General features: G+C 30.6%; 19 protein-coding genes. 12 read left to right on the top strand and 7 right to left on the bottom strand.

Going from position 1 to position 20,411, the window contains the following annotated elements; all coding sequences use genetic code 11:
* Positions 1-7: 7 nt before the first annotated feature.
* Together AABJ49_RS01270 and ribB are read left to right on the top strand one after the other, a co-directional pair.
* Entirely contained in the window at positions 8-1,468 is a 1,461-nt protein-coding gene (locus AABJ49_RS01270) for an LptF/LptG family permease (RefSeq protein ID WP_338375407.1), read from the top strand.
* Positions 1,458-2,588, top strand: a complete 1,131-nt coding sequence (gene ribB, locus AABJ49_RS01265) for a 3,4-dihydroxy-2-butanone-4-phosphate synthase (protein WP_338375406.1) — start codon at positions 1,458-1,460, stop codon at positions 2,586-2,588. Before AABJ49_RS01270 ends, ribB begins: the two co-directional genes overlap by 11 nt.
* Here the strand turns inward: ribB and AABJ49_RS01260 are convergent.
* Entirely contained in the window at positions 2,585-3,340 is a 756-nt protein-coding gene (locus AABJ49_RS01260) for a sulfite exporter TauE/SafE family protein (protein ID WP_338375404.1), read from the bottom strand. The genes ribB and AABJ49_RS01260 overlap by 4 nt on opposite strands.
* Positions 3,341-3,498: 158 nt before the next feature.
* On the opposite strand from AABJ49_RS01260, the gene AABJ49_RS01255 reads away from it, so the two are divergent.
* The 4 genes from AABJ49_RS01255 (at position 3,499) to AABJ49_RS01240 (ending at position 5,282) form a co-directional block, all read left to right on the top strand.
* A complete protein-coding gene (locus tag AABJ49_RS01255) occupies positions 3,499-3,801 on the top strand; it encodes a 2'-5' RNA ligase family protein (RefSeq protein WP_338375402.1) in 303 nt (100 codons plus the stop codon).
* Complete coding sequence (locus AABJ49_RS01250; RefSeq protein WP_338375401.1) at positions 3,801-4,058, top strand: hypothetical protein; 258 nt, start codon at positions 3,801-3,803, stop codon at positions 4,056-4,058. Before AABJ49_RS01255 ends, AABJ49_RS01250 begins: the two co-directional genes overlap by 1 nt.
* Before the next feature lie 83 nt (positions 4,059-4,141).
* Positions 4,142-5,044: a mechanosensitive ion channel gene (locus AABJ49_RS01245; RefSeq protein WP_338375399.1), complete on the top strand. Its 903-nt coding sequence runs from the start codon at positions 4,142-4,144 to the stop codon at positions 5,042-5,044.
* Position 5,045: 1 nt separating this feature from the next.
* Positions 5,046-5,282 carry a 4a-hydroxytetrahydrobiopterin dehydratase gene (locus tag AABJ49_RS01240; RefSeq protein WP_338375397.1) on the top strand — a complete coding sequence of 79 codons (237 nt, stop codon included), beginning with the start codon at positions 5,046-5,048 and terminating at the stop codon, positions 5,280-5,282.
* Here the strand turns inward: AABJ49_RS01240 and AABJ49_RS01235 are convergent.
* The 5 genes from AABJ49_RS01235 to AABJ49_RS01215 all read right to left on the bottom strand — a co-directional run bounded on the left by AABJ49_RS01235 (position 5,275) and on the right by AABJ49_RS01215 (position 12,811).
* On the bottom strand, positions 5,275-6,621 hold the full coding sequence (locus tag AABJ49_RS01235) for a LysM peptidoglycan-binding domain-containing protein (protein ID WP_338375396.1): 1,347 nt from the start codon (positions 6,619-6,621) through the stop codon (positions 5,275-5,277). The two genes, AABJ49_RS01240 and AABJ49_RS01235, sit on opposite strands and share 8 nt — an antisense overlap.
* 128 nt (positions 6,622-6,749) lie before the next feature.
* A complete protein-coding gene (locus AABJ49_RS01230) occupies positions 6,750-8,291 on the bottom strand; it encodes an acyl-CoA carboxylase subunit beta (RefSeq protein WP_338375395.1) in 1,542 nt (513 codons plus the stop codon).
* A 110-nt stretch (positions 8,292-8,401) separates the two neighbouring features.
* Positions 8,402-9,841 (bottom strand): acetyl-CoA carboxylase biotin carboxylase subunit, encoded by a 1,440-nt coding sequence (gene accC / locus AABJ49_RS01225; protein WP_338375673.1) that lies wholly within the window; start codon positions 9,839-9,841, stop codon positions 8,402-8,404.
* 51 nt (positions 9,842-9,892) lie between these two features.
* Positions 9,893-10,378, bottom strand: a complete 486-nt coding sequence (locus AABJ49_RS01220; protein WP_338375393.1) for a biotin/lipoyl-containing protein — start codon at positions 10,376-10,378, stop codon at positions 9,893-9,895.
* A gap of 243 nt (positions 10,379-10,621) precedes the next feature.
* Positions 10,622-12,811, bottom strand: coding sequence for a B12-binding domain-containing radical SAM protein (locus AABJ49_RS01215; RefSeq protein WP_338375391.1), 2,190 nt, complete (start codon positions 12,809-12,811; stop codon positions 10,622-10,624).
* Between the two features lie 93 nt (positions 12,812-12,904).
* Between AABJ49_RS01215 and bshC the strand changes: the two genes are divergently transcribed.
* From bshC to AABJ49_RS01195, 4 genes are all read left to right on the top strand, one after another.
* The gene (gene bshC / locus AABJ49_RS01210; protein ID WP_338375390.1) at positions 12,905-14,494 is read left to right on the top strand and encodes a bacillithiol biosynthesis cysteine-adding enzyme BshC; all 1,590 of its coding nucleotides are present in this window, start codon (positions 12,905-12,907) and stop codon (positions 14,492-14,494) included.
* A 35-nt stretch (positions 14,495-14,529) separates the two neighbouring features.
* Positions 14,530-14,757 carry a hypothetical protein gene (locus AABJ49_RS01205; protein ID WP_338375388.1) on the top strand — a complete coding sequence of 76 codons (228 nt, stop codon included), beginning with the start codon at positions 14,530-14,532 and terminating at the stop codon, positions 14,755-14,757.
* The gene (locus tag AABJ49_RS01200) at positions 14,747-15,031 is read left to right on the top strand and encodes a type II toxin-antitoxin system RelE/ParE family toxin (protein ID WP_338375387.1); all 285 of its coding nucleotides are present in this window, start codon (positions 14,747-14,749) and stop codon (positions 15,029-15,031) included. The genes AABJ49_RS01205 and AABJ49_RS01200 overlap by 11 nt, the downstream gene beginning before the upstream one ends.
* Before the next feature lie 226 nt (positions 15,032-15,257).
* Positions 15,258-15,677, top strand: a complete 420-nt coding sequence (locus tag AABJ49_RS01195) for a nucleoside-diphosphate kinase (RefSeq protein WP_338375386.1) — start codon at positions 15,258-15,260, stop codon at positions 15,675-15,677.
* Positions 15,678-15,762: 85 nt separating this feature from the next.
* On the opposite strand, the gene AABJ49_RS01190 is transcribed toward AABJ49_RS01195, so the two are convergent.
* Complete coding sequence (locus AABJ49_RS01190) at positions 15,763-17,241, bottom strand: helix-turn-helix domain-containing protein (protein ID WP_338375384.1); 1,479 nt, start codon at positions 17,239-17,241, stop codon at positions 15,763-15,765.
* Positions 17,242-17,433: 192 nt separating this feature from the next.
* Here AABJ49_RS01190 and aceB point away from each other — a divergent pair, with 192 nt between their 5' ends.
* Together aceB and aceA are read left to right on the top strand one after the other, a co-directional pair.
* The gene (gene aceB / locus AABJ49_RS01185) at positions 17,434-19,017 is read left to right on the top strand and encodes a malate synthase A (protein ID WP_338375382.1); all 1,584 of its coding nucleotides are present in this window, start codon (positions 17,434-17,436) and stop codon (positions 19,015-19,017) included.
* A 79-nt stretch (positions 19,018-19,096) separates the two neighbouring features.
* Positions 19,097-20,374, top strand: a complete 1,278-nt coding sequence (gene aceA, locus AABJ49_RS01180) for an isocitrate lyase (protein WP_338375381.1) — start codon at positions 19,097-19,099, stop codon at positions 20,372-20,374.
* The last annotated feature ends 37 nt before the right edge of the window (positions 20,375-20,411 follow it).

Here is a 20,411-nt window from a genome sequence, read left to right as displayed (position 1 = left end):
AGTTTCGTTGAAAATATTAGATAAATATATTTTAAAATCATTCATAATTACGTTTACTAGTGTATTCGTAATTTTGTTTTTTATATTCATTCTACAAGGAATTTGGCTTTTTATTGCCGAACTAGCTGGTAAAGATTTGGATTTCATGACTATCTTAAAATTTTTAAGTTTTTATGCTCCAAATGTTGTTCCATTAGTACTACCTCTTTCTGTTTTATTGGCTTCAATTATGACTTTTGGAAGTTTTTCAGAAAATTATGAGTTTGCAGCAATGAAATCTTCTGGAATTTCTTTACAAAGAGCCATGAAATATTTAACAGCATTTATTCTTGTGTTAAGTTTAGTTGCCTTTATATTTTCAAACAACGTTATTCCTCAAGCACAATACAAGTTTATTAATTTACGTCAGAATATTGTTCAACAAAAACCAGCTATGGCTATTGCTCAAGGACAATTTAATCAAATTGGAAATACGAATATTAAAGTTCAAGAAAAATCTGGTGATAAAGGTCAGTTTTTAAAAGGAATTACAATTCACAAAAAAGCAAGCAATGGAAACGGTGCAAGTACAATAATTAATGCAAAAAGTGGTATTTTATCAAGTGATGATAGCGGAAACTTACTAAATCTTGAATTATTTGATGGAAATTATTATGAAGACATTTTACCAAAAAAATATGAAGAACAAAAGAAACTTCCTTTTGCAAAAAGTACTTTCAAAAAATACATTTTAACAATTGATGTTGGAAAATTAAACACTTCTGATATAGATCAAGAAAATATTTCCAATACCGATAAAATGTTAAATATAAGCGAATTAAATATCACTATTGATTCTTTACAGAAGAATTATATTGAAGATGTTGTTTCATTCTCAGATAACATTACTCAAAGAACTTCTAATGTTTTAAACTCTAGAAAGTTACAGCAAAATACTAATGAAACTAATATAAAAACAGATAATTTATTAGAATTATATGATTTATCTGATCAAAAGAAAATTATTGATATTGCGGCAAATAATACTACTAGTATCGATTTTTCTATTGAAAGTAGTAAAAATGATTTAGAATTTAAGAAAAAAAATATCAACCAACATTGGACAGCCATTCATGAAAAATTCATGCTAGCTTTTTCTTGTTTGTTAATGTTTTTTATTGGTGCACCGCTCGGAGCAATTATTAGAAAAGGAGGATTAGGTTTACCAATGGTTTTTGCTGTTCTAATTTTTATTACGTTTCACTTTATCAATACTTTTGGCAGAAAATTAGCCCAAGAAGACTCAATAAGTCCTTTTTTAGGAACTTGGATGTCTTCTATAATATTAACTCCTTTTGCTATATTGTTAACCTACAGAGCAACTAATGATATAGGAATTATGATCAATTTTGATTGGATTACTGATCCCATCAAAAAATTAATAAACAAGTTTAGAAAACAAAAAACAAGTACAGAAAATGTCACATAAAATAAAACTCAACACTATCGAAGAAGCGATTGAAGATATTCGTCAAGGTAAGGTAATTATAGTTGTTGATGATGAAGATAGAGAAAATGAGGGAGACTTTTTGGCTGCAGCTGAAAAAGTAACTCCAGAAATGATTAATTTTATGGCTACACATGGTCGTGGACTTATTTGCACACCTTTATCCGAAAGACGTTGTAAAGAACTAGAATTGCACACAATGGTTACAAACAATACAGATCATATGGAAACTGCTTTTACAGTTTCAGTTGATTTAAAAGGTAATGGTGTAACAACTGGAATTTCAGCTGGTGATAGAGCAAAAACGGTTATGGCATTAGTTAATGAAGACACAAAACCATTTGATTTAGCTCGTCCTGGACATATTTTTCCTTTAATTGCTAAACAAGGTGGAGTTTTAAGAAGAACAGGTCATACCGAAGCAGCAATTGATTTTGCACGATTAGCTGGCTTTACTCCTGCTGGTGTTATTTGTGAAATTATGAATGAGGATGGAACAATGTCACGTTTACCAGAATTAGCCGAAGTTGCAAAACGTTTTGATTTAAAATTGGTTTCTATTGAAGATTTAGTGGCTTATAGAATGCAACATGATAGTTTAATTCAAAAGAAAAAAGATTTTGAAATAGTTACTCGTTTTGGAAAATACAGATTAAGAGCTTATCTTCAAACAACAAATAAACAAGTTCATATTGCTTTAAGTAAAGGTAGTTGGAACAACGGTGAAGAGGTTTTAACCCGAATTAATTCTTCACAAGTAAATAATGATATTTTAGGAACACTTACTTCTAATCCTGATAATAAATTAGAAGATATGTTTGCCAAAATTGAATCAGAAGGAAAAGGAGCAGTACTTTTCATAAACCAAGAAAGACAGTCCATTGAAATGCTTAATAGGATTGTTGAATTAGAAGAATTACAAGAACAAGGTATTTATAAAGCTCCACAAGTAAAAATGGATGCAAAAGACTTTGGAATTGGAGCACAAATTCTTCATGATTTAGATATTTCTAAAATCAAATTATTATCAAATTCTGAGCAAACAAAACGTGTTGGTATGATTGGCTATGGTTTAGAAATTACAGAATACGTGAAATATTAATCAAAAAACCACAATTTTATTGCTAAGGCAGTCACCGTTACAACTAAAAACATTTTAATTACTTTTTCATCTTTTTTAACAGACCATCGGCTTCCAAACCAAGCACCAGAAACATTTCCAACAGATAAAACTGCGGCTAATCCGTAGTCAATTTTGTCATTAATAGCAAAAACGACAACTGCTCCAATAGTATAAACAAATGCAACAAATACTTTGGTAGCGTTTGCTCTTAAAAGATTCATTCCATTAATATAGGGTAAAGCAACTAACATTAAAAAACCAATTCCTGCATTAATTAAACCTCCATAAATACCTAAAAAGAAAAAAACAACCAAAGAAATATATAATGCTTTTCCAGTTAATTTTTCGGTTAAGCTTTCTGTATTTTTATTAGGATTATAAAGTGTTAAAACCAAAACCATAATCATTACAACTGCCAACATTCTGTTGAAAGCTTTTCCGTCAAAATCTAAGGCTAAGTAAGCTCCTATTATGGAACCAATTAATGATGCTATTCCAACATATAAACTAAATGGATAGGTAGAAACTCCTTTACTCTTAAATCCTTTAACAGCTGTAAACGTTTGTAATAGTATGGCAACTCTATTAGTTCCTTGAGCTAAAGGAGCCGGTAATCCCATAAAAATTAAAATGGGAAGGGTTAATAAAGTTCCTCCACCTGCAACAGTATTTAAAAAACCAGCTATAAATCCTAAAGCGATTAATAATAGATAAGGTAAGTATTCTTGCATATATAATTAAATAAAAAAACTTCAAGATTATTTGAAGTTTTTAATTTTGGGCAAAACTAATCATATTTCTTATATAAATAAGATTAAAATTTTAATTTGACATATTTAATTTCTTTAAATTTTTGTCTGATACAAAACATGATCAAAATTATAAGTAAATGGAAGACAAGTACTCAATAGCTTTCATTCCTGATTCTAAAACATCCGAAGAAGTTAAAAAATTAAAACTTCAGTTAGCGGATGAGATTGGTTGGTACAACAGTAAAAACTCATTAGCTCATATAACTATTTGTGAATTTACTTCAACAGACAAAGAAATTGAAATTATTAAAAAAAAGATAGCTCAAATTACCAAAACCTTCACTCCTTTTCAAGTCTTATTGAATGGATTTGATAGTTATCCAAATGGTGCTTTTTATATCAGTCCTTCAGAAAATTCTAAGAAAGGTTTAAAAAAATAATGAAAAGTTTGACTTCATCATTAATTGAAAAGAAAATGTATAAAAGTAATGAACCTCATTTATCCATTGCCAGAAAACTAAGCCTTGAAAAATTAGCCATTGCGCATAAATTATTTCAGGAGACCGAATTATCTTTTCAATGTGATAAAATCTTTTTAAGAAAATTTAATCCTAATATAAAACAATTTGAGATAATTAATTCTTTTGATTTTAATAGTGAACCATGTTCAGAAGGGATCCAAGGAACTCTGTTTTAAAAACATTCTAAAATTTGACTCTTGTTATATTGTAAATAATATATTCTTTTGGTATCTTGTCAGTGATAAAACTTTACATAAATATGGACATCAATAAAATATCTAATTTAATTACTGAAAAACTAACGGATTGGGTTGAAGCTTTAATTAAATTATTACCAAATATTGTTATGGCAGCAGTTGTAATGGTAATTGGTTTTTACTTAGCAAAATTCGTTAGAAAAATTTCCAGAAAACTTATTTCAAAAATATCTAACAATATAACGCTTAACAATTTATTTAGTTCGGTAATTTATTTTATATTTCTTGGTATAGTAATCTTTACAGTTTTAAGTATTCTAAATCTTGATAAAGCGGTTACTTCAATATTAGCAGGAGCAGGAATTTTAGGATTAGCTTTAGCGTTTGCTTTCCAAGATATTGCTGCAAATTTTATGTCTGGCATATTTATTTCATTTAGAAAACCTTTAAAAGTTGGAGATATAGTTGAAATTAAAGATTATATGGGAAAGGTTAAGGAAATTAATTTAAGAGATACTGTAATGGAAACTTTTCAAGGACAAACTGTAATTATTCCTAACAAAGAAGTGTTTCAAAATCCTATTGAAAATTATACCATTTTACAAAAAAGACGTTTTGATTTAAGCGTTGGAGTTTCGTATGGTGATGATTTAGAGAAAGTTAAACAAATTACTTTAGATGCTGTAAGCGATATTGAAGAACTTTCAAAAGAGGATGCAGTTAATGTTTATTTTGTTGAATTTGGAGATAGTTCTGTTAATTTATCTGTTAGAATGTGGATAAATACTCCAGAACAAGGAGTTTATAATAAAGTAGGAAGTGAAGCAATAATGCGAATTAAAAAAGCTTATGATGCTAATGATATTATGATTCCTTTCCCAATTCGTACTTTAGATTTTGGAATAAAAGGTGGAACCACTTTAAATGAAATGCCGATTAAAATATCAAACCGAAACGAAAAATAGTATGTGGAAAGAAGAAGACAATAAATTACAACAAACCTTTAAATTCAATGATTTTGTAGAAGCTTTTGGTTTTATGAGTAAAGTAGCATTACTTGCTGAAAAAATGAACCATCATCCAGGATGGAAAAATATCTACAATAAAGTTGAAATAACTTTAACAACTCACGATAAAGGTAATACTATTACTGAAAAAGATAGAGAATTAGCAAAAGCTATTTCTAATTTAATTACTACTTAATTATATCCAAAACTCTGTTAATTCTCACAAAACGCTTTGCATAATAAGCTTCTTTATTTGAAGAAACAATTACACCTCTACTCACTGAAGAATGTATAAAGAAAATTTCATCATCTACAACTTCAGTGATCATTCCCACATGATTGACAGTTCCTCTACCATTGGTTGAAAAGAAAATTAAATCTCCTTTTTGAGCTTGATTTTTCTTTATTTTTTTTCCAGTTCTAGATTGTTCATTTGAAGTTCTTGGCAATTTAAAATCAAGTTGCGAAAAAGTATAACACATTAAACCAGAACAATCAAATCCACCGCTTTTTGTTCCACCGCTTCTGTATCTTGTTCCTAAATGTTCAGAAGCAATAGCTATTAACTGATCTGCACTTTCTAATCCTTCAAGTGATAATGGTGTTGCTTCTTCCACTAACTCTTCAACATCAGCATATAAATTAACTTGTTGTGGTTTAACTGGTGTAATTCCTTTTTTAATAATTAATTTTCTTCCAGCAAAAATCTTATTTCCAACTTTAGGATTTAATTCTTGTAATTTAGCTAAAGTAGTTTTATATAAACGAGCAATACTTGCCAATGTTTCTCCACGAGCAATTACATGCGTTACTTCACCCGAATCATCTGGTTCTTCAACATCATCATCAGCCGCTGCCATAGATTCTAATTGAACAGCGGTAGGACTAATAATTTTAACAGGTTCGACCTTTGGTTCAATTATTTCTTTTTTAGGTTTTTCTTTTCCTTTTCTAATGATAATTTTTTCGTTAATTTGAAGTTTTACATCTAAACCTGGATTTAACTTCTTTAATTCTTTAAAACTAACATCATAGATTTCTGTAATATGACTAATTGTTTCTCCTTTTTTCACAGAGTGAATTAAATCATTAGAAGAAGAAACTTCTTCTTTGCTTTTTTCAACTTTTTCTTTTGAATTTTTATTTTTTGTCAAAGCTAATTTAGTTCCAACTTGTAATTTATTTGGTAAAATTGTTGGATTAAATTGTTTTAAATCGTCAACCGATAGATCATATTTTTTTGCAATTGTATAAAAAGACTCACCAGATGCAACAACATGAAACTCTTGATTTGCTTTATTGTTGGATTTAGATGTTAATTTACTTGAAGGAATGATTAAAACCGTATTTAATTGTAAGGTTTGTCCTTTTGATTTTGGATTTGCTTCATAAATGTCATTTTCCGTTACACCGTATTTTTTGGCAATAGAATAAAATGAATCTCCACTAACTACTTTATGTTTCGTTGTTTTTTGGGCAAACGAATTGAATATAGATAGAGCAAAAAATAAAATTATTAATAAAAAACGATTCATTATCAAATAGTTACAATACTTAAAATATGATTTAAAAGTTTGACAAGATAAAAAAACTATGCTTATAAATTTAATTTTAACTTTTATTTAATTGCATAAAAAAACCACCTTTTCAGATGGTTTATATTTTATAGAGGAATATTTCCGTGTTTTCGTTTTGGAGTATTCACTACTTTATTTTCGAGCATACTAAAAGCTTTTATTAATTTTCTTCTAGTGAATCTTGGTTCAATTACCTCATCCACAAACCCTCTTTGAGCTGCTGTGTAAGGATTGGCAAATAACTCTGCATATTCAGCTTCTTTCTCTTTCAGTTTTTCTTCAGGATTTGAAGCAGCTGCAATTTCGTTTTTGAAGATAATTTCCGATGCTCCTTTCGCTCCCATAACTGCAATTTCGGCACTTGGCCAAGCAAAATTCATATCAGCACCAATGTGTTTTGAATTCATTACATCATAAGCACCACCATAAGCTTTACGAGTAATTACTGTAATTCTCGGAACAGTGGCTTCACTAAAAGCATATAACAATTTGGCTCCATGAACGATAATTCCGTTCCATTCTTGATCAGTTCCAGGTAAAAATCCTGGTACATCTTCTAAAACTAATAATGGAATATTGAATGCATCACAAAAACGAACAAAACGAGCTGCTTTTGTTGAACTATTTACATCCAAACAACCAGCCAAAACCATTGGTTGATTCGCTACAATTCCGATACTTCTTCCAGCTAATCGAGCGAAACCAACTATGATGTTTTCAGCAAAATCTTTATGAATTTCGTAGAAACTATCTTCATCAATAATATTTCCAATAACTTCATGCATATCATAAGGTTTGTTGGCATTATCTGGGATAATTGTATCTAATTTTTCTCTAATTTCATCATTTAAAACGTAATCCAGTTTTGGAGTAGTTTCTCTATTGTTTTGAGGTAAATAACTTAGTAAAGTTTTTATATCTTCTAAACATTCAACTCCGTTTGGAGAAGTTATGTGAGCCACACCAGATTTTGTAGAATGTGTACTTGCACCACCTAATTCTTCTGAAGTTACTGTTTCATTTGTTACCGTCTTCACCACATTTGGACCAGTTACAAACATATAACTCGTTCCTTCAACCATCATTGTGAAGTCAGTCATAGCTGGAGAATATACTGCACCACCAGCACATGGTCCCATAATCGCAGAGATTTGAGGAATTACACCACTAGATTGTACATTTCTGTAAAAAATATCAGCATAACCACCTAATGAACGAACACCTTCTTGAATACGAGCACCACCAGAATCGTTAAGTCCAATCATTGGAGCACCGTTTTTAAGTGCCATATCCATTACTTTACAGATTTTTTCGGCATGTGTTTCTGATAACGAACCACCAAAAACTGTAAAATCTTGAGCAAAAACGTAAACTAATCTTCCGTTTATTGTTCCGTAACCCGTTACAACTCCATCTCCATAATAGATTTCATTTTCCATTCCGAAATCTTTGGTTCTGTGTGTAACTAACATACCAATTTCTTCAAAAGAACCTTCATCTAATAAATAATTAACTCGTTCTCTTGCTGTTAATTTCTTTTTTTCGTGATGTTTTGCAATTCTCTTTTCACCACCACCTAGTTTGGCTAAAGCTATTTTATCGTTTAATGTTTTTATTTTGTCTTGCATTTTTTTATAGAAAATAGAGAAAAGAAAATAGAAAATAGACTTTCCTTAAATCTTACTTATATGTTAATAATATTTTTAAACTGAACACTTTTTACTGAATAATGAACACTTTAATTTGGAAGTTTTACCAATTTCAAATCATTCAAATATTGTTTCAAAGCTATCATAGCAGCAATTTCGGCTTCTGTTGCATGTTGGGCTTTTAGTTTTTCGGCATCATAATATTTTTTTACAAAACCTGTGTCAAATTCTCCAGAACGAAAGGCTTCGTGTTGCATTACAAATTTTCCAAAAGCTAAAGTTGTAGCAACTCCTTCTACGTGATAATTATCAATGGCTTTAATCATCAAAGCAATAGCTTCTTCACGATTTTTGCCATAAGTAATTAATTTCGAAAGCATTGGGTCATAATAAATAGGCACATCTGTACCTTGCTCGATTCCGTTATCTACACGAATTCCTTCTCCTTCTGGTAAAATATAAGTGCTTAAAAATCCAACATTTGGTAAGAAATCATTCAAAGGATCTTCTGCATAGACACGAAGTTCCATTGCATGACCGTTGATTTTTAAATCTTCTTGCTTCATTGGTAAAGCCTCACCTTGCGCGACTTTTATTTGCAGTTCTACTAAATCCAAACCTGCAATAATTTCAGAAACTGGATGTTCTACTTGCAAGCGCGTATTCATTTCAAGGAAATAGAAATTATGTTGGTCATCTAGTAAAAACTCAACTGTTCCTGCTCCTAAATAATCACAAGCTTTGGCTACTTTTACAGCAGCTTCACCCATTTTTTTACGTAATTCCGGAGTCAAAACAGCCGAAGGAGCTTCTTCAATCACTTTTTGATGTCTTCTTTGAATACTACATTCACGTTCAAAAATGTAAACAATATTTCCGTGACTATCAGCCATCACTTGGATTTCGATATGTCTTGGTTTCGTTACATATTTTTCTATGAAAACTGAACCATCACCAAAAGCATTAACGGCTTCTGAAATAGCTCTATCCATTTGTGAAGTAAAATCAGCTTCTTTTTCTACAATACGCATTCCTTTTCCACCACCACCAGCAGCAGCTTTAATCAGAATTGGAAATCCGATTGATGTTGCTATTTTCTTTGCTTCTTCAATATCTGTAATAGCGTCTTCAGTTCCTGGAACCATTGGAATATCGTAATCTTTCACAGCTTCTTTGGCTGCTAATTTATTCCCCATCATTTCAATGGCTTTGGATTTTGGTCCAATGAAAATGATATTGTTTTTTTCGCAAAGTTCAGCAAATTGAGCATTTTCACTCAAAAATCCATAACCTGGATGAATAGCGTCAACTCCCAATTCTTTGGCTACTTCTATAATTTTATCACCTCTTAAATACGATTGACTTGAAGCTGCTTCACCAATACAAACGGCTTCATCAGCAAATTTGACGTGTAAAGCATTTCTATCTACTGTAGAATAAACAGCGACCGTTTTGATGCCCATTTTTTGGGCTGTTTTCATTACTCTAATCGCAATTTCACCACGATTGGCTACTAATATTTTTGTTATTTTTTTTATCATTATATTTTTAATTTTCATCCGTCCAGCTGAAGCTGGAAGCTATTCAAATTCGATTAATAATTGTCCTTTTTCTACTGCGTTTCCTTTTTCTACTGCAATAGATTTTATGATTCCGTCTCTTGGTGACAGGAAACTGTTTTCCATTTTCATGGCTTCTAAAATTAATAATGGATCATTTTCTCTTACTTCTTGTCCAACCGAAACGTTGATTTCCAAAATTAAACCTGGCATTGGTGCTTTGATAGCATTTACGACTTTGGTTCTTCCTTTTTCGATACCCATTGCTGTTATTAATTGGTCTAATTCGTTAGCAATGGCTACTTCATAAACCGAATTATTAACTTTAACTGTATATTTATTGGAAGCTAAATCGGTTGAAACTACTTCAACTGAATAAGGTTTGCTTTCTTTTAAGACATGAAATTTGTTATTTGACAACTGAATTTCATCTAAATTTTTTAAATCGCTTTCGTTGAAATCAAAGTTATTTTCTTGATTTACAGAAAGTTTATAGTTTGTACTCATAGTGTAATTTTTATGAAGGGTAAATTTACAAAAAAGAAAACGTTTTCGTAAATGAAATATTGGTAAAATGATATAGTTGATAAAAAAGTGAATTTTTCTATTTAATCGAATGCGTTAGTGATGGGAACGGCATCCTTTTTGTGTTTCTTAAAACACAAAAAGATATAGTGGACAGCACGACCTGAAAGGGAACGCCCTAATCAAATTCAAAATTCAATAGCAATTGCAATTTCAAAAAAAAAATTATAATACCAACAATCCAATTTCTCTCAAAGAATTAATAGACTTTGAATACCAAAACAACTCAAAATCATTCAAATTAATTTCATAATCCGTTTTTAATTGAGAAAAAGTAAATTTATTATTTGTAGTAATAGAGATTTTATGTAATGTATGAATTAACCATGCTCCTTGTTCTTTTTCAACAGTGATTTCGGTTACATTTTTTTTATCGTGAAAAGTTAGCTGCATCATTTCCCAACTATTTCCTTTTTTGGATTTTGTGAAGATTTCGTAAGTTGGCTTTCCTCCTATCCAAACGATTTTGGCTGAAGGTTTGGTGTTGAAATCAGTTGAATCTTGAAGAGCGTTATAAATAAAATCGGGTTTTATTTTAGTGTTTGGAATTTTGAAATCGAACCAATCTTGTAAAGGATAATCGAAACAAATTCCGTGCATATAATTGAATAAGGATTTCTTTAAGCCAAAGCTGAATTTCTCGTGATTGATTCCGGTTTTATCTTTGAAAGCTATGTCGTTATTGGCAAAAGTTACTTCGTTTTGTTGCGGAATTACTCCGAACTCTTTAGGAAACATACCTACTGGAGAATGAGCAGTCATAGCAAATTGATGCCAAAAACCCGATTGCAAAACGCCAATTTCAAACAATTGACGTACCATTTCCAAGCTATCAACAGTTTCTTGAATCGTTTGCGTTGGGTAACCATACATCAAATAAGCGTGAACCATAATTCCACTTTCTGTGAAATTTCGGGTTACTTGAGCTACTTGTTCAACAGTAACTCCTTTTTTAATTAATTCTAAAAGTCGGTCTGAAGCTACTTCTAAACCACCAGAAATTGCAATACAACCAGAAGCGGCCAACAAAATACATAAATCTTGCGTGAAACTTTTTTCAAAACGAATGTTGGTCCACCAAGTCACTTTTAGGTTTCGTTTTAGGATTTCTAGAGCTACTTCTCGCATCAAAGCTGGTGGTGCAGCTTCATCTACGAAATGAAAACCGTTTTCTCCAGTTTGAATTATAAGTTCCTCCATTCTATCGACCAAAGTTTTGGCAGCGATGGGTTCGTATAGTTTTATGTAATCTAAAGAAATATCACAAAACGTACATTTTCCCCAATAACATCCGTGCGCCATGGTTAGTTTATTCCAACGACCATCTGACCAAAGACTGTGCATTGGATTGGCAATTTCGATAACTGAAATGTATTTTTCCAAAAGCAAATCAGAATAATCAGGTGTACCGACTTCACTTTGTTTGTAATCTGGTTTTGAGGAGTTGTTTTTGTAAACTACTTCGTTATTTTCTAGGAGAAATGTTCGTTTAAAAAGCACTTCGACAGGCTCAGTGTGACAAACTGCATTATATAGACATTCTATAGGCAATTCTCCATCATCAAGAGTAATGAAATCGAAAAACTCAAAAACACGTTTGTCTTTTAAATCTCTTAATTCGGTGTTTGGAAAACCACCACCCATTGCGATTTTTATTTCTGGATAATTCGTTTTTAAAAATTGAGCACATCGAAAAGCACTGTACAAATTTCCTGGAAAAGGAACTGAAAAACAGATTAATTTGGGTTGAATTTCTTCTACTCTCTCTTTTAGAATCTTTAAAGTGATTTTATCTATAAACGTTGTTTCGTTTTGCAATTCACTGTATAATTCATCAAACGAATTGGTACTTCTACCTAAACGTTCAGCATAACGACTGAATCCGAAATTTTCATCCACGCATTCTACAATAAAATCGGATAAATCTTCTAAATATAAAGTCGCTAAATGTTTGGCTTTGTCTTGCATTCCCATAGCACCAAAAGCATATTCTAAATCATCTACTTGATCAAAACGAGAAGCTTCTGGCAGGAAATTTCCGCTACAAATTTGTCTAGCTAATGTTGGGTTTTTTCCTTGAAGGAATGAGATTACGTTGTCAATAGTGTTGATGTAATCGTTTTTTAAGGCATAAATTCGTTGACTGTTGTCAGTTGTCGGTTGTTGGTTATCGGTTATCTTAAAAATTTCTTTTAAACCTTCTTTTGAAAACATTTCTAAAATCGCTTCTATTCCTAAATCCATTTGAAAAGCTTCAATGTTTTTGGTATTTAGAAACCCTTTTATATAAGCTGTTGCTGGATACGGTGTATTCAGTTGGGTAAAAGGTGGTGTGATTAAGAGTATGTTTTGCAAGGTTAATTGTTTTTGCAAAGGTAAAGTATATTTTAAGATTTCTATAATACTTTAAAAAATGTAATTTACTACTTTTACAAAAAAAATTAAACTATGCCATCTGACTGTATAAGCTACCAAAAATCAGGATATTTTTCTAAATTAATGAATGATTATTTAGACGAAAAAACCAATTTAAAAGCATTGTACAATAGATTTCCTAAATTAGAAAATTTTTCAGATCAAATCCAAGAAAAACAGAATAACTTTCCTCTCGATAATAGAAAAATTTTAGTTGATTCACTCAAGAAGCAATACCAAAACTTTGTAACTTCTGAAACAACTTTAAGCAATATAAAACTTTTAAAAGAAGAGAATACTTTCACCATTACAACAGGTCATCAATTAAACTTATTCACTGGGCCTTTGTATTTTTTGTATAAAATCATTTCGACTATCAACCTTTGTGAACAGCTAAAAAAAGAATATCCAAATCAAAATTTTGTGCCTATTTATTGGATGGCTACCGAAGATCATGATTTTGAAGAAATCAATCATTTTTGGTTTAAAGGAAAGAAAATCAGTTGGCAAAAAGAGAGCTTTGGTCCAGTTGGAAGATTATCTACTGAAGGTTTAAGAGAGGTTTTTGAGCTATTTTCGTCAGAATTAGGTTTAGGAGAAAATGCAACATATTTAAAAAATTTATTTGAAAAAGGCTATTTAAAACATTCTAATTTAGCTGATGCAACTCGTTTTATTGCCAATGAACTTTTCAAGGAAAAAGGTTTAGTAATTTTAGATGGTGATGATAAAAGTCTGAAACAACTGTTTGTTCCTTATGCCAAGGAAGAATTACTCATTCAGACTTCTAGCGAAGAGGTTTTGAAAACTAACGAACTTTTGTCTGAATATAAAATCCAAGTCAATCCACGTGAAATTAACTTGTTTTATATCGAAGATAACTTGCGTGAGCGAATTGTTTTTGAAGACAATATCTACAAAGTTTTAAATACAAATTATAGTTTTACAGAAAGTGAAATTTTAGCTGAATTGGAAAATCATCCAGAGAAATTTAGTCCAAATGTGATTTTGCGTCCTTTGTACCAAGAAGTGATTTTGCCTAATTTATGCTACATTGGTGGTGGTGGAGAATTGGCTTATTGGTTGGAATTGAAATCTAATTTTGAAGCTAATAATGTAACTTTTCCAATGCTTTTACTTCGAAATTCGGTATTAATTGCAACTCAAAAACAAGTCCAAAAAGCAGATAAATTAGATTTAACTTGGTCTGCTTTATTTAGCAACCAAGAAGATTTGATTTCAAACAAAACAAAAGAGTTATCCAATTTTGATATAGATTTTACTTCTCAAAAAGAACATTTGAAAAAGCAATTTGAAGATTTATATGCCATTGCAGCTAAAACAGACAAATCTTTTGTTGGAGCTGTAAAAGCACAAGAAATCAAACAAATAAAAGGTTTAGAAAACTTAGAAAAACGTTTGCTAAAAGCTGAAAAAAGAGTTTTAGCTGAAAAATTAGAACGCATTTCTTCCCTTCAAGATGAATTGTTTCCAAAACAAAGTTTACAAGAACGGAAAGCCAATTTCTCGGAATATTATTTGGAATTTGGTCAAGAATTAATTGATAAGTTGTTTAAAGAATTGAAGCCTTTAGAAAATGAGTTTACCATAATTAGTATTTGATTTTTTTTTGTAATTTTATATCAAATTGTTTAAAAATGAATATTTTAGAAGAAAGAAAAAAGTTAATTGCAAAAATTAATAAAATAGAAAATCCTGAAGTTTTAGAAAAAATTTCTTTACTTGTTGAAGATTCATCTTCTATATTAAATGAAAATCAAATTCATGAAGTTAGAGAACGAAAATCTGAATATTTAAAAAACCCAGCGGAAGTACTTTCTTTAGAAGAGTTTAAAAGAGCAATTAAATCCAAATATGGTATTTAATATTCTTTTAAGTAAAAAAGCATCTTTAGAAATTGAAAATGCTATTGAATATTATAGTGAAATAAATAAAAAATTAGGTAAACAATTTTATTCTGAATTTTTAGAAAATTTGGATTATCTTAAAACAAATCCCTTTTTATTTCAAATAAAATTTGATACTTTTCGTGAAGTACCCTTTAAAAAATTTCCATATGTTATTGTTTATGAAATTATTGAAAATTCATTAATAATAAATGCTGTTTTTCATACTTCAAGAAATCCCGAAAAAAAATAAACAAAAAACAAACCCTTCTCTCCTAGCCCTGATAGCAATGGAAATCATTTTTATCTCGTTCTCAAAACGAGATAAAAATATTGCAATGGATAGCAGGAAATACATAACTAAAAATGCCCAAGTCTTTCGCTCCAAAAAAAATTAGTAAACTTTTAAACTAATAAACTTTTAAACTTCAGTCTAAATACACTATTTTTGCACTCGAATTAAAAAAAATAAAAACGTTATGGCAACGAATAGAACTTTTACAATGATTAAGCCAGATGCTGTTGAAAACGGACACATTGGTGGAATTTTAAATATGATTACTGAAGGTGGTTTCAGAATTGTAGCAATGAAATTAACGCAATTAACTGTAGCTGATGCTAAAGAATTTTACGCAGTTCACGCTGAAAGACCATTCTATGGTGAATTAGTTGAATTTATGACAAGAGGTCCAATTGTGGCTGCTATCTTAGAAAAAGAAAATGCTGTTGCTGATTTTAGAACTTTAATTGGTGCTACAAATCCTGCTGATGCTGCTGAAGGAACTATTCGTAATAAATACGCTACTTCAATGGGTGAAAATGCAGTTCATGGTTCAGATTCTGATGAAAATGCTGCTATTGAAGGTGCTTTTCATTTTGCTGGAAGAGAAATGTTCTAGATTTCAGATTTTCGGATAATAGATATTCGGACAGAAATATAATAAAAATATAAAATCCCGTTTCTTCATTGAAATGGGATTTTTTTTATTTAAATTTTTCCATAATTTCTGTTACTACTTTATCTGTTTTAGCAAATCGTAGTTTTCGTTCCAAATTTCTTGGGGGAGCTACTCTTTCTAAACAATCAGAAACGGAACAAGATTCACATGTCACTCCAACTTGTCTTATAGGAATAGTAGTATCTTGTAAAAAACTAATTTTATTTGTAGAATGAGACGAAATTAAAATTCCCAGTGAGATACTTCTAAAATATCCTTTTCTAAACGGATCTTTCGTTGCAGATGAAAGTACTAAATATTTATTTTCAGTGTGTTGATAAGAAGATATTTGGTAATCAAACAAATGTGAATCCTTTGAAGAAGCAATCTTTTGCAACGTTTTTATAGAAACCCATCGTCTGCAATAATGTTCATTTCTCTCGTTTGCATGTGGTTCTAGCAAATTTGTAATATGCAACTCTTTAGTCAGTTGAATATCATTTCTTTCTGGCTTATGTGAAAAACGCAAGAAAAATAAGTTTTTTAAATTAAAATCTTTAGGCAATACATTTGTTAGTCGTTGGTAAAAAGTTTCAGGTGAATCAGTGAATTTATCCATTAATTTTTGAAAATCTTCGGCAATAAATTCTTTATTTACAAAAAACATCTTTAATTCATTAACTAATATATTACGTGGAATTAATAACGAACCTGCAAAATACGAAGCCATAAAATTATTTAAAACCTGATCAAAACTTTCAAATTTTATCCAAGAAAAAGTATAAAGTCTATCTGAAATTTCCAAGAAATTATAAGCAATTTCCTTGGCATAAATAAACATTCGTTGTGAATTATCTGTTTCCGATGAAACTAATAAAGTTTTAGAAGTTGGCACAAAAACCGAACGTAAACTATTCAATTCAGTGTGTTGGATCAACTCTTCATTATTAATTGTGTAACCATATTCTTCAACTAAAATCTCTTCTAAGTCTTCAACTTTTAAACGTTTACTTAAATCTATGGAATAAGCTTTAGCAAATTTTTCTACTTGTACTTCAATTTCTTCAAAATAATTATTATTAGCTTCTTGGTATGAACGTAAAGCCGCTAGGAAAAAACTTTCACGCGTTAAATTATAATGTTTTGCAATCTCAAAAAGGGTACTGATAAAGGCATTGACTTTTATTGGTGCTTCTGCAATAATATCAATTAAGTTACTTTCTTTTATTCCAAAAACTTCTAACGGAATTTCTTTTAAGATTCGCGATTGCAATATTTCTCCAATTGGAGCTAAGTTTTTATCCAACTTTAGAGAAACCATTTGGTCATAAGTAGTGTCTAATGCTTCTGACAATAGTAGTATTTTATCACGTTTTGGATATTTTTTACCTTTTTCAATTTCATTTAAATACGATTTTGAAAGTCCAGTAACTTTAGCTAAGCCAAATAATGACAAATTTTTATCTGTTCTCAATTGCTTTAATTTTAATCCAAAAATCAATCGAATATATTCTTCTTCTATCATTTTTTCTACATTAAACCTTTCACTAAGCTAATTTAAAGCAAAATACTTGGTTACTTATAGCTACAAATATACATTAAATCAAAATAAAAAACACCACTAAAAAATTATTTTTACATTTTAGCGAACGTTCGCTTGTTTTGTAATTTATTTTTTTATAATATTGTCCCAGCTAATCATTTAATTTCCATTACTATGAAAACAGTAACACAAAATAATGTTCAAATTGTTAATCAGTCAGAAGCTACTTCAATACTTTCAGAAGAAGCCTTAACTTTTTTAGAAGCGCTTCATGTTAAATTTAATTCACAAAGAATTGAACTTTTAGCAAAAAGAAAAGTTCAACAACAAAAATTTGATCAAGGAGAAATACCAAAATTTCCAACAGAAACAGAACATATCAGAACATCAAATTGGACAGCTGCTCCAATTCCAGAAATTCTTTTAGATAGAAGAGTTGAAATCACTGGACCAGTTGACAGAAAAATGGTGATTAATGCTTTAAATTCGGGAGCAAAAGTTTTCATGGCAGATTTTGAAGACAGTTGTTCACCAACTTGGTCCAACTTAATGGAAGGACAACAAAATTTAAAAGACGCTATAGATAAAACCATTTCTTTAGAGCAAAACGGTAAAAATTACAATCTTAATAATGAAACAGCGACGTTATTAGTTCGCCCGAGAGGATTGCATTTAGAAGAAAAACATTTAAAATTACACGAAGAATTTCTTTCTGGATCTTTGGTTGATTTTGGTTTATTCTTTTATCACAATGCTAAAACTCTAATAGCACAAGGTTCAGCGCCTTACTTCTACTTACCAAAACTAGAACATTATGAAGAAGCACGTTGGTGGAATGATGTGTTTATTTTTGCTCAAGAGTTTTTAAATATTCCTCAAAAATCTATTAAGGCTACAGTTTTAATTGAAACCATAACTGCTAGTTTTCAATTAGATGAAATCATTTATGAACTAAGAGATCATATGGCTGGCTTAAATTGTGGACGTTGGGACTATATTTTTTCATACATCAAAAAATTAAAAAATCATACTGATTTTATAGTTCCTGACAGAGATCAAGTAACAATGGCAAGTCCATTTATGGAAGCTTATTCACTAAGAGTTATACAGATTTGTCATAAAAGAAATGTTTTAGCTATTGGAGGAATGGCAGCTCAAATTCCAATAAAAAATGACGAAGAGGCCAATAAAATCGCCTTTGAAAAAGTAAAAGCTGACAAAATACGTGAAGTCAAAAATGGTCATGATGGAACATGGGTTGCTCATCCTGGATTAGTTCCTTTAGCAATGAATGTTTTCAATGAGTTTATGACAACTAAAAATCACCTACATATAAAACGACCAGAAATTAATATCACGGAAGAGCAGTTACTAGAATTGCCAAAAGGAACTGTAACATTAAAAGGGGTTCATAAAAATATTAACGTTGGAATATTATATATTGAATCATGGTTAATGGGTGTTGGAGCAGCTGCATTATACAATTTAATGGAAGATGCAGCTACAGCTGAAATTTCAAGAGCACAATTATGGAATTGGTTAAACAAAGAAGTACTTCTTGAAAACAAAGAAAAATGTACAGCAGAATTATACAATCAAATCATTCAAGAAGAATTAAATAACATCAAAACCTATGTAGGTGATATAAGATATGCTAATGGAAAATTTGATTTAGCTACAAAACTATTCTCAGAAATGATTCAAAATAAAGAGTTAGATGAATTTTTAACCCTAAAAGCTTACCAATATTTAGACTAAAAAAAACTGCCAGGTGCTAGAACACCTGACAGTAAATTCAAATAATTATAAATAACTATTCAAAAATCACAACAAAATTATGAAAACAAATGCAAGAATTCAACAATTAGTTACAGATTGGACTACAAACCCAAGATGGAAAGGTATTGAAAGACCATATTCTGCAGAAAAAGTAATTACATTACAAGGCTCTTACCAAATTGAATATTCTATTGCTCGTCGTGGAGCTGAAGTTCTTTGGCATAAATTAAACAATCAAGAATGGGTTGCTGGCCTTGGTGCTTTGACAGGAAATCAAGCCATTCAAGAAGTTGATGCTGGATTAGAAGCTATTTATTTAAGTGGTTGGCAAGTAGCTGCTGATGCAAATGTAGCTGGAGAAATGTATCCTGATCAATCTCTATATCCTGTAAATAGTGTTCCTCAGGTTGTTAAAAGAATTAATAATGCTTTATTGCGTGCAGATCAAATTCAATCCGTAAATGGAATTGAAAATAAAAAAGACTATTTAGTTCCGATTGTTGCTGATGCTGAAGCAGGTTTTGGAGGAAATTTAAATGCTTTTGAATTGATGAAAGCTATGATTGAAGCTGGTGCAGCTGGTGTTCATTTTGAAGACCAACTTTCGTCGGCAAAAAAATGTGGCCATTTAGGAGGAAAAGTTTTAGTTCCAACTCAAGAAGCCATAAACAAACTAGTTGCTGCTAGATTAGCTGCTGACACGATGAATGTTCCCACATTAATTGTAGCAAGAACAGATGCTGATGCAGCCAATTTATTAACTAGTGATATTGACGAAAGAGATAGAAAGTTTTTAACTGGAGAAAGAACTCCAGAAGGCTTTTTTAATGTAAATGCAGGGATTGAACAAGGTATTGACAGAGGATTATCCTACGCACCGTTTGCAGATTTAATTTGGTTAGAAACTTCAACACCAGATATTGAAGAAGCAAGAAAATTCGCTGAAGCAATTCATGCCAAATTTCCAGGAAAATTATTAGCCTATAACTGTTCTCCATCCTTTAACTGGGCAGCAAAATTATCGGTTGCTCAAATGGAAACTTTTAGAGAAGACATTGCTAAAATGGGCTATAAATTCCAATTTATAACCTTAGCTGGATTCCACGCCCTAAATACCTCTATGTTTGAATTAGCTTTAGCTTACAAGAAAAAAGGAATGGCTGGATATTCAGAATTACAAGAAAAAGAATTTGCTTTACAAGCTGAAGGCTTTAGAGCAGTTAAACATCAAAATTTTGTAGGAACAACTTATTTTGATGAAGTACAAAATACAGTTACAGCCGGATTATCGTCAACTGTAGCCATGAAGGATTCAACTGAAACAGCACAATTTTAATTGGAGTTTGTTTTATTGAAAAATGTTCTTAATTAGT

The sequence above is a fragment of the uncultured Flavobacterium sp. genome (assembly GCF_963922255.1).
GTDB lineage: Bacteria > Bacteroidota > Bacteroidia > Flavobacteriales > Flavobacteriaceae > Flavobacterium.
This window is presented reverse-complemented; position numbering and strand designations above follow the sequence as displayed.